Source organism: Aquimarina sp. MMG016, from assembly GCF_018100805.1.
Lineage (GTDB): Bacteria > Bacteroidota > Bacteroidia > Flavobacteriales > Flavobacteriaceae > Aquimarina.
The window spans coordinates 175,760-191,412 of the sequence record NZ_JAGJEA010000009.1 but is presented as its reverse complement, the minus strand read 5'-3'; the positions used below and the strand labels follow the sequence as shown (position 1 = coordinate 191,412).

General features: G+C 35.6%; 3 protein-coding genes. All 3 read left to right on the top strand.

Annotation, left to right across the window (positions count from 1 at the left end):
- Nucleotides 1-1,554: T9SS type A sorting domain-containing protein (locus J8M14_RS16795; RefSeq protein WP_211075970.1), on the top strand; the 1,554-nt coding region annotated here is incomplete at its 5' end.
- 185 nt (nucleotides 1,555-1,739) lie between these two features.
- A complete protein-coding gene (locus J8M14_RS16790) occupies nucleotides 1,740-3,386 on the top strand; it encodes a tetratricopeptide repeat protein (protein WP_211075969.1) in 1,647 nt (548 codons plus the stop codon).
- Between the two features lie 227 nt (nucleotides 3,387-3,613).
- A complete protein-coding gene (locus J8M14_RS16785) occupies nucleotides 3,614-15,547 on the top strand; it encodes a BspA family leucine-rich repeat surface protein (RefSeq protein ID WP_211075968.1) in 11,934 nt (3,977 codons plus the stop codon).
- Nucleotides 15,548-15,653: the final 106 nt, after the last annotated feature.

Here is a 15,653-nt window from a genome sequence, read left to right as displayed (position 1 = left end):
GCATCTACTATTGATCTTTCTGGTTATTTAGACAATACAGATGCTCAGGATCTGAGCTTATCAAATAATACGTTGAGTTTAACGAATGATGGAACTGATGTAGATTTATCGGGATATTTGGATAATACGGATGCACAAGCATTATCATTAGCAACCAATATATTAAGCATTTCAGGGAATGCTTTTACCGTTGATCTTTCGAGCTATTTAGACAATACCGATGCACAGGATTTGACTTTATCAAATAATACGTTGAGTTTAACGAATGATGGAACTGATGTGGATTTATCGGGATATTTGGATAATACGGATGCACAAGCATTATCATTAGCAACCAATATATTAAGCATTTCAGGGAATGCTTCTACTGTAGATCTTTCAAGCTATTTAGACAATACGGATGCTCAGGATTTGAGCTTATCAAATAATACATTGAGTTTAACGAATGATGGAACTGATGTAGATTTATCGGGATATTTGGATAATACGGATGCACAAGCATTGTCATTAGCAACCAATATATTAAGCATTTCAGGAAATGCATCTACTATCGATCTTTCAGGTTATTTGGACAATACAGATGCTCAGGATCTGAGCTTATCAAATAATACATTGAGTTTAACGAATGATGGAACTGATGTAGATTTATCGGGATATTTGGATAATACAGATGCACAAGCATTGTCATTAGCAACCAATATATTAAGCATTTCAGGAAATGCATCTACTGTAGATCTTTCAAACTATTTAGACAATACAGATAGTCAGCAGTTAAGTTTAAATAATACAGATCTGACAATTTCCGGAGGAAATACGATAGATCTATCCTCATTACAAGATGGAACCGGAACTGATAATCAAACTTTAAATTTAACAAATGCTACCTTAAGTATTAGCAATGGGAATACGGTGGATTTATCTACTCTACAAGATGGAACGGGAACCGATAGCCAGACATTAAACTTATCGAATGCTACCCTAAGTATTAGCAATGGTAATACAGTGGATTTATCTGCTCTACAAGATGGAACAGGTACTGACAGCCAAACTTTGAATTTAACTGATAATACCTTAAGTATTAGTAATGGAAATACGGTGGATTTTTCAGCCTTTGTAAATACAGATGGACAAGATTTAACTTCAGCTAGTTTAAGTGGTACTGATCTTACCATAGAAATTCAAAATGGTGCTTCAGTTACTGTAGATCTATCACCATTATTAACGGATTTAGAAACTAGGTTGAGTAATTTGGAACAAACCTTAGGGATAGGTAATGTAGAAGGAAGAACAAATCAAAAAGCGGTATTGTACCAAAATATTCCTAATCCATTTGATGCTACTTCTTCTATAAAATATTATATCCCCACAAATGTTGGCAAGGCTTCTATAGTATTTAGTAATACGAGTGGGCAAGTTATTTCTACTGTTGATATCACAGAAGTAGGAGAAGGAGAATTACATATTAATAGTGATGGACTTGCTTCTGGAACTTATTTTTATACGTTATTTACCGATAACAAAAAAGTAGCTACTCGAAGAATGGTAATTAATTAGTAAAAAATATTTAAGAAACCTTCATCCCGATACGCATTCCGTATCGGGATTTTTTTTATGAAATTATTGGATGAATTTAGGTCGTTTATGGGTTAAAAAGGTTTCTTAGGGTTGTAAAGAAATATCTTGTATTTTTGAAATGTTAACATAGAAGCATCTCTTAACTATTAAAACCTAATCTTCTTTTGAAAATAAATATTGTTGCTATAATTGTCTTTTTACTATCGCTAATTTCTTATTCGCAATCTCATGATAGTATTGCAACTGTTTTGAAACATAGAATTGAGGAAGCAACTACCGATTCTGCCAGAATAGGTCTTAAAATAGAATTGGTAAAACAGATGCGTCGTTTTGATATAGATACTTCTAGAATTATCATTAAGGATGTTTTGGAGCAACTTGAAAAAGTTGAGAGTACCAAACAATATTATATAAAAAACAAAGCACAAGCCCTTAATTATTTGGGTATACTGGATAGTAAACAAGGCAAAGCAGAAAACGCTTTGACAAATTATTTAAATGCACTTGATATAAGTGAAACCATTCAGGATTCGGTAGGCATAGGTTTAACCTTGCATAACCTGGGGATGTTTTATAGGCGTCAGAAGGATTATACAAAGTCAAAACGATATTTTAAGAAGGCAATTAGAATTAAAGAAAGGTTGGAGGACGTGGAAGAGCTTGCGTTATCACATCATATGTTAGCTACCACATACTATATTAATAAACAAAATGATTCTTCTCTTTTTCATATCTTAAAAGTGAAAGCGTTGCCATGTTCCAAATCTAGAATAGCTAAGGCCAATGGTGGTTTAGCTGCTATTTATTATAGCAAAAAAGAATTTGATAAGTCCATTGCGATTTATAAAGAAAATGTAGGGATTGCAAAAAGTATACGTGATAAAAGTGAATTAAGTACTAGTTACCTAAATGTGGCAGTATTATATAATGCGTTACAAGAGTATAACAAAGCATTGCCGTATCTGGATAGTGCCATTGTGGTAGCTAAAGAATTAAAAAATAAAGGATTGCTACTTAAGCAATACTATAGCAGAAGCAATCTTAATGAGACGCGAAAAGAATATCAGCGAGCGTTAGAGGATTATAAAATCTACAAAGCGTATAATGATTCGATTAATGATACCGAAAAGGTGAAACGAATCACAGCGTTGGAGCTTAATTATACATTTGAAAAAGAAAAGCAAGCAGATGAATTGCAAATCGAAAGCGAAGCTGCAAAAAAACGATTATATCTTATCCTATTTGCCATAGCTATTATTTTGGGAAGCGTTATTTTTTGGCTGACCCGTAAAAATGCAAAGCATCGACTTGCGTTATCTCATACCAAGCTGCAAAAGGAGCAGCTGGATAAAGTAAAAGCAGAACTTGCATTGGTAACTCGTGAGCATGAACTTAAAAAAGTTGTGGTTGAAAACTCGTTGAGAGAGAGTGTGTTAAGTGCAACTATAAATGAAATTAAGGGTATTGTAAAATTAGAGGATGAAAAAGAGCGGAACAAAGCATTGAAATCACTTACAGCTTCCTTACTTTCACAGAAAGCAACAAGAAGAACAACCACAGATTTACAATCATATCTCAACAAAGTAAGTCTGGATTTCAAAATGATTTTGGATAAACACTTTCCGCAATTAAAAGACAAGGAAAAAGAATTACTAAGTTTAATGACTTTAGAACTCACAGCTACAGAGATTAGTAAATTACAAAGTACCACAATTTCTGCGATCAAATCTTCACGATCTCGTATCCGTAAAAAAATAGGAGTAGATTCTAACATGGATATTATTGAATTTATCAAGCAATCGGATATCTAATAATTTTGAATATTCCCTTTATTTAACTGTTTGCTACCCCTTTGCAACCCCTTTTTTCTTGGGTAATCTTAAAGTTATCTTAATTTTGCACTCGATTTTAAGAAAATTTGAATCTTTTTTACCCAAAATTGCCCCTTATGAAATGAGCCATTATACATTGATTCATAGCAATCGATACTGATTATTGGCAAATTACATCTGGCATTAAAAAAAAATAAAAGCAACAGATGAAACACTTTTACATTACACTTTTACTTATTGTTAGTTTTTTTAGTGCTGCATTTGCTCAGAATGAGTTTATCTTTACAGTCCAGACAACTGCGAATAATGAAACCTTTACGATCCCAACCTTCAGTGGAGAAACCTATGCTTATGATGTTGACTGGGTCGAATCAGGTGGATTCTTCATAGGAGCTGATGTTAATATTACTGGAGATTACATTATTACTTTTAACAATCCAGGGATACATCGAGTAGAAATATCTCAAAATAGCGCCAATCCTCTTACATCTTATTTTCCTAGAATATATTTTAATAATTCAGGAGACAAGGATAAAATTATTTCTATTCAACAATGGGGTAGCAATCGATGGACCTCTATGGCAAATGCATTTGATGGTTGTAGTAATCTTGAAATAAATGCCTCAGATACTCCAGATTTAAGTTTGGTGACCGATATGTCATTTATGTTCCAGAACACAACCAATCTGGAAGATCTAAAAGATAACATAGGCAATTGGAATGTAGGTAACATAGAAAACATGACAGGGATGTTCAAGTTTTCGGGTTTTGATGAGAATATCAATAATTGGAATGTTAGTAATGTACGTTTCATGGATTCTACTTTTGAAGAGGCCTTTAATTTTAATCAGCCTTTAAACAATTGGGTTACTGATAAACTCGAATTTGCAAATGCCGCTTTTAAGAGAGCTACTAAATTCAATCAGGATCTAAGCGATTGGAATATGAGTTTAGTACAAGAAATAGGGCAAATGTTTCTCGGTGCTGATGCCTTTGATCAAAGTCTAGGAAATTGGGATATTAGTAGTATGACCAATATGGTGCAATTATTCTTTGATGCGGATATTTCTACAGAAAATTACGATGCCACATTAATTGGTTGGGTTACTTTAGATACTGGTGAAACTAGAATTCCGACAAACATTAATTTACACGTTGGGGCTAGTAAATATTGTAAAGAAGCTTATAGTCGTCGTTTATTAACATTAGATCCATATAATTGGACTATTACAGACGGAGGACTAGCTTGTACTGAAGCAGATAAGTTTATTACCACCTGGCAAACTACTTCGGCTAATGAAAGTATTACCATAAGAACCTCAGGAGGGGGATCTTTTTATGATATAGAATGGGGAGACGGTACCACTTCAACAAATCAGGGAGGGAATTCATCACATACGTATACATCACCAGGAATTTACACAGTAAAGATATCGGGTGCTTTCCCTAGATTGTATACTAATAACTTTACCAGTATTGGTGATAAAATGCTTTCTGTAGAGCAATGGGGTACAGGACAATGGTCTTCTTTTGACAGAGCTTTTGAAGGAGCCAGAAATGTAGTCATTAATGCCACGGATATTCCTGACCTATCAAACGTAACGAATATGTTTGAAGCGTTTAAGGATTGTCGAAAGCTTGTGGATAATGGCGGACAAATGCAAAACTGGGATGTGAGTACTATAGAAAACTTTGCGAGCACATTTCAGGGAGCAAACCTTTTTGATGCATCTTTAGAAAATTGGGACCTAAGTAGTGCTACTACTTTGACCAATATGCTAAATGGCACTAATCTAAGTATCGCTAATTATGATGCTACGCTGAATGGTTGGGCATCTAACTCTATGACTCCTGATAATTTAAATTTGGGCGCCGGAGGTCTTACGTATTGTCTGGGGGAGTCCGCTCGTAATACACTGGATATTGATAAAAATTGGGGGATCAATGATGGAGGTTTGGATTGTCCAGTCACCGACTTTTTTATCACTACCTGGATAACTACCGCTGTTAACCAAAGTATTACCATACCAACTATAGGATCAGGATATGATTATGATATCGATTGGGGAGATGGCAATGTAGAGTTTGGATTAACAGGAAATGCAACGCATGTCTATACTAGTACCGGAAGTCATACTATAAAAATTCTTAGGGATTTTCCTCGGATTTATTTTAATAATACAGGAGATAAGGACAAAATTACTTCTATAAATCAGTGGGGAGCCCAACAATGGACTAGTATGGAACGAGCATTTTATGGCTGTTCAGCTTTAGAACTTAATGTAAGTGATACTCCGAATTTAAGCTTGGTAACTTCTACAGAGCGAATGTTTATGGGGACTTCTAATTTTGTAGATAATGAAGCTTCTATGAATTCTTGGGATACCAGTACCATTACCAATATGGCAAATATGTTTGCCGATTCTATTTTTGATTTTGATATCAGTGGATGGGATGTAGGTAATGTAACAAACTTCTTCAGAATGTTTGATAGCAATACTGCTTTCAATCAAAACATCAGTGGTTGGAATATTGGTGAAAATGTTACGGGTACGATTAATATGAGTTCCATGTTTAAAGACACACAGGATTTCAATCAACCCATAGGGAGCTGGGATGTGAGTAAAGTAACCAGTATGAATGGAATGTTTTTTGGTTCTAAAAAATTCAACCAATCTTTAGCTAACTGGAACGTAAGCAATACCAGAGAGTTTATTGGTATGTTCGAAGCTGCAGAGGCATTTGATCAAAGCTTAGCTTCTTGGGATATTAGTAGTGCTACTAGTATGAATGATATGTTTAAAAGTTCAGGCATATCTACCGACAACTATGATACAACCCTGATACGTTGGGCAATACTCGAAACAGGAGAAACTCAAATCCCCACAGGAATCAATTTCAATGCTGGTACTAGCGCCTATTGTTTAGGGAATGAGGCCAGAAATACCTTAACCAGTACTCCTTATAATTGGACGATTACCGATGGAGGAACTACATGTGCAGCTACAGATTTCTTTATCACTACTTGGAGCATTGCTAGCAATAATGAAGAAATAGCACTTCCTATTGTAGACACCGGACTTGATTTTACAGTAGACTGGGGCGATGGTATCATCACTAATGAAACTGAAGGAGCTTATCATACCTATGCAAACGCTGGTACATATACCATTAGGATTTTGGGTAATTTTAATCATATGCGTTTTAATGGAAATGCGGATAGCCGAAAAATTCAAACGATCGAGCAATGGGGAAGTAATAAATGGACCTCTATGGAAAGTGCCTTTAAGGGATGTGGATCTCTTGAAATAAATGCGACCGATGCTCCTGATCTAGGCGATACAACCTCTATGGAGAGTATGTTTGAAGATGGCTCTTGTGTTGATAATGGTGGAAATATAGGAAATTGGGATGTAAGTAGCATTAGCTCTATGAATAGTATGTTTCGTAATGCGTATATGAATGAAAATATCAATACTTGGAATGTAAGTGGTGTGAAGAGTATTGATTATATGTTTCAGGCTTGTGAAGATTTTAATTATCCTTTGGATCAATGGATCACTACGAATCTAGAATCCGCAATAGAAACTTTTGCAGATGCAAAGTCTTTTGATCAATCATTAGGGAATTGGGATATTAGTAATGTATCAGATTTTACTGATATTTTTACAAATGGTACAGGTATATCTGAAGGGAATTATGATGCTACACTTATTGGTTGGGCTACTTTAGAAAATGGAGAATCTATAACTCTTAACGTTAATTTGGGTACAGGAAACGTCAAATATTGTTTAGCAGAGTCTGCCAGAAATACACTATCATCACCACCTTATAACTGGACAATTACCGATGGAGGATTAGCTTCTGGATGCTCATCAGCAGATTTCTTTATCACTACCTGGCAAACGACTACTGCCAATGAGTCGATTACGATCCCTACCACAGGTACAGGATATAATTATAATATTGATTGGGGCGATGGTACTATAGAAACAGGATTAACAGGAAATGCGACACATGAGTATGCCACAGCTGGAATATATACAGTAAAAATTATTGGAGATTTTCCAAGGTTTTATAATCCCGGATTGGGAGGTTATTTTACCAATGCAGCTAAACTACAATCTATAGAACAGTGGGGTACACAAACCTGGACGAGCATGGAAAGTGCTTTTGATAGTGCTACTAACCTAGTCATTAATGCTACTGATACTCCAGACTTAAGTGATGTTACTAGTATGCTAGGCATGTTCTTTTTAAATTCAAGTCTAGTAGATAATGGAGGAGCTATAGGAACCTGGGATGTAAGCAATGTGCAGGATATGGGATCCTTGTTCAGAAATACTCCGTTTAATGAGGATATCAGTGGTTGGAATACTCAGAATGTGACTAATATGCGTGATATGCTTGCCAACTGCCCTAATTTTGATCAAAACCTGGATGGTTGGGATATAAGTCGTGTGAATAATATGTCTGATATGTTTGTAACTTCAGGACTTTCACAAAATAATTATGATGCTACATTAATTGGTTGGGCAACAGACTCAAGCGGGAATGCTAATGATGGAGTGGATGATGTTCCTTCAAACATTACTTTTAACGCAGGTTCCAGTATGTATTGCTTAGGAGTCGATGCTCACAATACAATAACTAGTGATCCATATAATTGGACAATTACTGATGGAGGTATCAATGCTGCATGTGATTTTACAAATAGTTTTGTGACTACTTGGCAAACAAATGCTTCTAATGAGAATATTACCATACCAACTACAGGTGGTGGATACAACTATGATATAGATTGGGGTGATGGTACCATTGAAAATGGATTTACAGGAAATGCAACTCATGAGTATGCCAATGCAGGAATATACAGAGTGAAGATCAGGGGTGATTTCCCAAGAATTTACTTTAATAATACTGGAGATAAAGATAAAATCCAATCTATTGAGCAATGGGGAACGATTGTTTGGCGAAGTATGGAAGATGCTTTTCTTGGTTGTAAAAACTTACGCTACAATGCTACAGATGCACCGGATTTATCCCAGGTAACAAGGTTAACCAGAATGTTCTCTGATTGTGAAGTCTTTGATGCTACCGATTTATCTAATTGGAATGTGAGTAACATTGAACAGATGGGCTTTATGTTTTCTAACGCAAAGGAATTCAATGGTATTATAAACAATTGGGATGTAAGTAAGGTGATTGGTTTTGTGAATATGTTTGGAGAAGCTGCAAAGTTTAATCAGGATATTTCCAACTGGGTGATTAATACCTCAGAAGTTGTGAGTATGGGAGGAATGTTTGCTTCCGCAGCATCTTTCAACCAACCTATAAACAATTGGAATGTTAGTACGGTAATCAATATGAAAGATATGTTCAGGAATGCTAATAGTTTTAACAGACCATTAGCATCATGGAATATTAGTAGTATCACAGACATGTCCGGTATGTTGGTTAATTCAGGGATGTCATCAACTAATTATGACGCAACATTAATGGGATGGGTACGATTAGATGCTGGGGAAACACAAATACCTTCAGATATTATATTGAATGCTGATGGGATTACCTATTGTGAAGCCGAAAATGCCAGAAATACCTTGACAGATGTAAATACAATGAATTGGACCATTACAGACAATGGATTAGGTTGTGATTCACCGGATGCATTTATTTCTACTTGGGAAACGACTACCCCGAATGAAAGTATTACAATTCCAACAACAGGTGCAGGATATAATTATTTAGTGAATTGGGGAGATGGGACTGTAGAAGTAGGAATCTCAGGAAATACTACCCATACATATGCAAATGCAGGGATGTATACAATCAAAATAACAGGAGATTTTCCAAGGATACATTTTAATAATACAGGAGATAAAGACAAAATTCTTACCGTAGAACAATGGGGAACACAACAATGGGACTCAATGGAAAGTGCTTTTTATGGATGCACTAATATAAAGCTCAATGCCGATGATGTTCCAGATCTATCAAAGGTGACACTATTGAGAAACATGTTTAGGGATTGTACCAATATGGAAGATTTGAAAGACAATATTGGGAATTGGGATGTGAGTACAATAGAATCTATATCTACTATGTTTGATGATTGTGTGCTATTTGACGAAGCTATTGGCGGATGGACTTTTAGTGTGCTTAGACTAGCACAAAAGGCTTTTCGTGGAGCTACAGATTTTAATCAAAATATTTCAAATTGGAATATGAGTACCGTTACAGATATGGATGGTATGTTTGAGGGCGCCACTTCGTTTAATCAACCAATAGGTAATTGGACACTTGGTGACATACGCTATATGGATGCTATGTTTAATGGGGCATCTGCTTTTAATCAGGATTTGAGTAATTGGGATTTTTCTAATGCGATCAATGATATTTCAGTTTCAGATATGTTTAAAAATACTACTGACTTTAATCAAGATTTATCAAGCTGGGATATTAGTGATTTCGATTTTCGTTTAAATGATTTCTTTACAGGTTCGGCAATGTCTCAAGAAAATTATGACAAAACGTTGATAGGCTGGGCAACTTTAGAAGCAGGAGAAACAGCTATTCCCACAGGTGTAATTTTAAATGCGGATGCTTCGTATTGTTTTGGTGTAAATGCCAGGGATACACTAGCATCTTCGCCTTATAACTGGAATATTACAGATGGAGGTTTTAACTGCGATTTCTCGAATGCCTTTATCACTAGCTGGGATATTGATAACACAAGTGAATCTTTAGAAATAACTACACCAGGTAGTGGATATGATTTTATGATTGATTGGGGGGATGGTACTGTCGAAAAAGTTACCAGCAGTAGTAATGCAGAGCATAATTATGGAGTTACAGGAACGTATACGGTAAAACTCATAGGAGCATTTCCAAGATTTGCCATAAATGTGAATAATCGAGAAAATTTACGCTCTGTAGATCAATGGGGAAGTATCGTTTGGGGATCTTTTAATTCTGCTTTTGAAGGTTGTATAAACCTAAAGTTAACAGCAGATGATATACCAGATTTAAGCAATGTGACTGATTTTAAAGATATCTTTAATAGGGCTACCTTTTTTGAAGATACAAAAGATAAAATAGGTACCTGGAATGTAAGTACAGTTGAAAGTTTTGATTCTGCTTTTGCGAATACGACGCTTTTTAATGAAGATCTTTCTTTATGGAATGTGAGTAGTGGTGAAACATTTACGTATATGTTTAGTAATACGGAAGCTTTTAATCAGAATATAGGAGAATGGAACCTACAGTCAGCAAGAAGCCTGGTAAGTATGTTTTTTAATGCACAGGTTTTTAATCAACCCATAGGAGAGTGGAACATATCAAATGTCGAAGAATTTGATGAAATGTTCATGGGTGCTATACAATTTAATCAGCCTTTGAACAATTGGGGGTTTAATACATCAAAAAGCTATACGTTTGCCAGTATGTTTGAAAATGCCGTAGCATTCAATCAGCCATTAAATTTATGGAATGTAAGCACTGTTTATAGTTTTGATAATATGTTTAAAGACGCTAGTAGTTTTAATCAAAATTTATCAGATTGGGATATTAGTGGCAATGACTCTGGGATGCGAGATATGTTTACAAATTCGGGATTATCCTCTGCAAATTATGATGCTATATTGATAGGTTGGGCACGTTTGGATGCTGGAGAAACACTAATTCCTGTTAATTTACGATTAGATGTAGATGCAGATGTTACGTATTGTGTAGGAGAAGATGCCAGAAATATATTGACTAATGCACCCTATAACTGGACGATAAATGATGGTGGTTTTGGATGTGATTTTACAGATGCCTTTATCACTACCTGGCAAACCACTACGGCTAATGAATCTATAACCATACCTACTACGGGTAATGGGTATAACTATGCAGTAGATTGGGGAGATGGTGCTGTCGAGAGGGGACTTACAGCAAATGTTACACATGAGTATGCCACAACAGGAACGTATACCGTGAAAATTACAGGAATTTTCCCAAGAATTTACTTTAATAACTCAGGGGATAAGGATAAAATATTATCTATAGAACAATGGGGCGTGCAACGATGGGAGTCTATGGAATCAGCTTTTAGAGGATGTACAAATTTGGTGTTAAATGCTACTGATACTCCGGATTTAAGTCTTGCAACAACCATAAACTTTATCTTTCAAAATACAACTTCATTTGTAGATAATGGTGGTGCCATAGGCAATTGGGAAGTAGGAACTATTGAGTTCATGGCGTCAGCCTTTAGGAATTCAGCATTTAATGAAAATATCAATAATTGGGATGTAAGTAAGGTAAGAAATTGTGCTTCTATGTTTCAAAATGCCACTTCGTTTAACCAACCATTAGATCAATGGAATTGGTTTTCACCAGGACTTTTAGACAACATGTTTAATGGAGCATTAACATTTGATCAAAATTTAGGAGCTTGGGATATAAGCAATTTTGGTAGTTTTAGAAGGTTATTATCAAACTCAGGGATGTCAACTGAGAATTATGATGCTACTTTGATTGGTTGGGCAACTTTGGAAGCTGGAGAAACTCGAATTCCGACAAATAAACGATTAGATGCCAGTAGTAATTATTGTTTAAGTGAAACCCCTAGAAATACATTAACCAGTGCACCTTACAATTGGACAATTAACGATGCAGGGATAGATTGTAGAGATAGCTTTATTACTACCTGGCAAACCACTACTGCTAATGAATCCATTAGCATACCTACCAGAGATTCAGGATATAATTATACTGTGGATTGGGGAGATGGAACTGTAGAGGCTGGATTTACCGGAGACGCAACTCATGAGTATGCAACTGCAGGAATCTATACCATAAAAATTAATGGTGATTTCCCTAGAATTTATTTTGACAACTCTGGGGACAAAGAAAAGATCCTAACCATAGAACAATGGGGAAGTATAGAATGGTCTAGCTTTGATGAAGCCTTTAGTGGTTGTGAGAACCTAAAGTTAAATGCTGACGACATTCCAGACTTATCACAAGTTATCGAGTTATCTGATATGTTCGAAAGTTGTACGAATTTTGAAGATCTTAAAGATACTATTGGTTCCTGGGATATGTCTACAATAGAATCTATTCAAGGTATATTCTTTGAATGCCCTATTTTTAATGAGGATATTAGTGGTTGGGTATTTATGAATCTTAAAAGAGCAGATTCTGCTTTTGAAGAAGCTTTCGCATTTAATCAGGATATTTCTAATTGGAATATGACTACAGTGACTGATATGGCGTATATGTTTCTTAATGCTACCTCATTTGATCAACCTATTGGTAATTGGACCTTAGGAACTGTAGAATACATGTACGCTATGTTTTTCGGAGCTACGGCGTTTAACCAGGATTTAAGTAATTGGGATTTTAGTCAGGTTCAAGAAATAGAAGAGTTATTTGCTGGAGCATCTTCCTTTGACCAAGATCTATCCAGTTGGGATATTTCGAGTGTGACTGTAATGGATGATATATTTATAGGTGCTGGGATGTCTCAGGAAAACTATGATAACACCTTAATCGGTTGGGCAACCTTAGAAGCTGGAGAAACGCAAATTCCTGCTAATCTAACGTTGGATGCTACTGTAGCGCACTGTTTAAGTGTAGATGCTGTAAATACCTTAACAAGTACACCTTATGATTGGACAATCAACGATTTAGGAAATTCCTGCCCGGGAGATACGTTTATTACCACATGGCAAGTAAATCTAGCTAATGAAGAAATAACTATTCCTGTTGTTGGATCAGGCTATAATTATAATGTAGATTGGGGAGATGGAACTATAGAAAGCGGTTTTACGGGTAATGCTACTCATGAATATGCCACTGCAGGAGTTTATACAATAAAAATATCAGGTGATTTTCCACGTATTTGGTTTGGAAGATTAAGTAATGAAGATAAGGGTAAGTTATTAACCATAGAACAATGGGGGACACAACAATGGACTTCGATGTATAGTGCTTTTGACAAATGCACTAATCTAAAGTTGAATGCAACCGATGTGCCAGATTTGTCGCAAACAACAAATATGTCTAGTATGTTTAGGGATTGTACCAACCTTGAAGATTTGCAAGATAGAATAGGGGATTGGGATGTATCGACAGTTACAAGGATATCATCAATGTTTAGAAATTGTGCCGTCTTTAACGAAGATATTAACGCATGGACATTTACGCAGTTAACATCTAGTTTTAGTACGTTCAATGGAGCGTCAGCTTTTAATCAGAATATTTCTAACTGGAATATGTCTACTGTTGAAGATATGGAAAGCATGTTTAAAGATGCTACCTCATTTAATCAACCTATAGGGAATTGGACATTAGGAGTTGTAGATTATATCAATGATTTTTTTGCAGGAGCTACCTCTTTTAATCAGGATTTAAGCAATTGGGATTTTAGTAATGTCTATGAAGCCTATGATATGTTTAACGGAGCAACATCATTTAATCAGAATTTATCAGCTTGGGATATTAGCAATGTAGAATCCTTAGATAACTTTTTTATTGGTTCTGGGATGTCTCAGGAGAATTATGATAAAACGTTAATCGGTTGGGCAACCCTAGAAGCAGGAGAAACCCAAATTCCCTTAAATTTAACGTTGGATGCCGATGTAGCACACTGTTTAAGTGTAGATGCTGTAAATACCTTAACTAGTACATCTTATAATTGGACAATTAACGATGGAGGACTTGGTTGTATAGCTCCTATAATTACGCTGTTAGGAGATAATCCGCAAATTATTGAAAAAGGTACAACTTATGAGGAGTTAGGAGCAGAGGTAACCTATGGTGCTACGCTGACAATTGATGCTACTGATATTAATATAAATCAAGTGGGAACGTATACCGTTACCTATGATGCAGTTAATTCCATATCTGGTAGTTCTGCAGCCCAAGTGATAAGAACTGTTGAGGTGGTAGATACTACAGCACCAGTAATTACTTTAATCGGAGATAATCCGCAAGTTATAGAGCTTGGAGATGACTATTCAGAATTAGGAGCTACAGTAGATGACGGATCACAATTAGTAATTAATGATTCAGAATTTATGGATGCAGTAGGAAATTATACCATTTATTATAATGCAACCGATGCATCAGGAAATAATGCAGTAGAAATAACCAGAACAGTAAATGTTGTGGATACGACGATACCAGTTATTACATTAACTGGAGATAATCCACAAGTTATAGAATTAGGAGATGGCTATTCAGAATTAGGGGCAATGGTTGATGATGGATCACAATTAGTAATTGATGATTCAGAATTTATGGATGCCGTGGGTAGCTATACGATTTATTATAATGCTATTGATACTTCAGGAAACAATGCAGTAGAGACCACAAGAACGGTTAATGTAATAGATACCATCGATCCAACAGTAGTTTGCCAAAACATAACTGTACAATTGGACGAAACGGGTAATGTACGTATTACATCGGCAATGGTAGATAACGGCTCTACTGATCTTTCGGGTATAGCATCGCTAGCTATAGATATTACAGATTTTGATTGTACTAATATTGGAGATAATGCAATTGTATTAACAGCAATAGATAACAATGGAAACAGTGATTCTTGTATGGCAATAGTTACGGTTGAAGATTCCATAGATCCGGTGTTTGATGTATCCACTTTACCTGAGGATATTGAAGTAGGATTTACTAATAATGATATGTACACCTTAGAAGATTTTACAACGGGTGTGGTAGCAACTGATAATTGTGATACTAGAAGAACAACTACTATAAGCCAAAACCCGGCTCCAGGAACTTTATTGGGTGTAGGAGAATATATCATTACGCTTTCTGTAGAAGATGCGAACACCAATGTAACTACAGCAACATTTACAATTACAGTTAACGATGTATTAAGTGTTGATGAAAATAGTAAACAAAGCTTTGTTATTTATCCAAACCCAACTAAGGATCAATTTCAGATTTCTGGTCTGATAGATAATGCTGAGGTATCAATTTATGATATGAATGGACGAGTGTTAAAAATCATTAAAACAACAAACAATCAGTTTATATCTGTACAAGATCTACCGGTAGGAGTATACTTTGTGAGAATGACTCAAGGAGCAGTACATCAAACAATTAGATTAACAAAAGAGTAAATGAAATTGTAAACTTTCTTTTTGCAAAAGGATTCTACGAAGGTAAGGGGTCGTAGCTATATCAATCTTGCAAAAGTAAACCATCCGTCTACGGCGGATGGTTTTT